At 67.4% G+C, this 1831-nt stretch carries 1 protein-coding gene; it reads left to right on the plus strand.

The window, feature by feature from the left end; translation table 11 throughout:
- Window positions 1-267 precede the first annotated feature (267 nt).
- Entirely contained in the window at window positions 268-1638 is a 1371-nt protein-coding gene (gene tnpB, locus AB0I77_RS53420; RefSeq protein WP_363290309.1) for an IS607 family element RNA-guided endonuclease TnpB, read from the plus strand.
- Window positions 1639-1831 lie beyond the last annotated feature (193 nt).

Consider the following 1831-nt stretch of genomic DNA (forward strand, 5'->3'; position numbering starts at 1 on the left):
GCTCGCCTCCGTCATGAGCCCGCCCCTTCGCCGCAGCCGCGCTGGTCCGGGCCAGGATCGGAGGCGCACCTCTAAGAAGGGTGGAGCGGGGACGGAGGTGACACCCGCGCGAGCAACGCCCCGGCCCCGGAACGACCGAAGCCCCCGCGGCGGCACGGTGGCCGGCGGGGGCTCCTAACTGCTGCGGGTTTCGTCATCGAATCTCAGTGTTTCTCAACTTCGGTTGCAGCTCGGGGTGTTGTCGGTGGCGGTCGGTAGGCTGATGGGGTGATCGTTACGCATGCCTACCGATTCGCTTTGGACCCGACGCCTGGTCAGGTCGGGGCGCTGCTGCGGCATGCGGGTGCGGCGCGGGTGGCGTTCAACTGGGGCCTTGCGCGGGTGAAAGCGAACCTTTCCCAGCGGGAGGCGGAGCGCTCCTACGGTGTCCCTAAGGACGAGCTGACGCCGCTTGTGTCGTGGTCGATGTATTCCATGCGTAAAGCCTGGAATCAGGCCAAGGCTGATGTGGCGCCCTGGTGGGCGGAGTGCTCGAAGGAGGCGTACGCGACCGGCCTCGACCGTCTGGCCACCTCGCTCAAGAACTGGCAGAACTCGAAGAAGGGCAAGCGCAAGGGCCCGCAGATGGGCTTCCCCCGCTTCAAGACCAAGGCCAGGGCCGTTGCCTCCGTTCGGTTCACCACCGGCACGATCCGGCTGGAGGAGAGCCGCAGGCATGTGACGTTGCCGGTCCTTGGGACGATCAAGACGCATGAGTCCACGCGTAAGCTGCACCGCCGGATCGTGAACGGCACCGCGACGGTGAAGTCCGCGACCGTACGCCGCGAGAGTGGGCGCTGGTTCGTGTCCTTCACCCTCGAGGTCGAGCGGGCCGAACGCCCAGTGGCCCGGCCGGACGCGGTGATCGGTGTCGACCTGGGTATCAAGACCCTCGCGGTGTTCTCCGACGGCCGACCGGCCGCAGCCAACCCGCGCCACTACGACGCTGCGCGGCGCAAACTCGGGCGCCTGGCCCGTACGGTCTCCCGCCGTCAGGGGCCAAACCGGCGCACCGGACAGGCTCCCTCCAACCGGTGGCGCCGGGCGAACGAGGCCCGCAACCAGGTCCACTACCGCACCGCGAACCTGCGCCGCGATGCCCTGCACAAGCTGACCACCTCCCTGGCGCGCAAGTACGGCACGATCGTGGTCGAAGACCTGAACGTCGCCGGGATGCTCAAGAACCGGCGACTGGCCCGCGTCGTCGCGGATGCCGGGTTCGGTGAGATCCGGCGTCAGCTCGCCTACAAGACCCAGTGGTGCGGCGGACGACTCGCAGTCGCCAGCCGCTGGTACCCCAGCAGCAAGACGTGTTCCGGATGTCATGCAGTGAAACCCAAACTGCCCCTGCGGATACGGATGTACGTGTGCGAGCCCTGCGGACTGGTCATCGACAGGGACGAGAACGCGGCGCTCAACCTTGCCGCGCTGGTAGAGCGGCACGTCGCCGGGAGTGGCCCGGAGACGCGAAACGGACGTGGAGCCGACCGTAAGACCCCGCCCAGCGGGGCAGGTGGCGTTGAAGCGTCTACCCCGCATCGATACCTCCCGGTATTGAGTGAGGCGGGGACCTTCACCCAGCAATGGGCGAATCACTGAGATTCATTGAAACTCGGTGAACGGCTGCCTACAGCTACGGCGGCTCGGGTCCGTGGAAAGCGGGGCTGACGGTGATCGGTCAGCCGCGGTCAGCGGATCCCGTCTCGGTGGGCGAGTGCGTGGTGGTCGACGAGGTCTCCCGCGACGAATTCATGTCGGCCGCTGACGCGTTGACGGCCCTGGCAAGGACCTT

Origin of the sequence: Streptomyces sp. NPDC050619 (genome assembly GCF_040654815.1) — a bacterium.
Classification (GTDB): Bacteria; Actinomycetota; Actinomycetes; order Streptomycetales; family Streptomycetaceae; genus Streptomyces.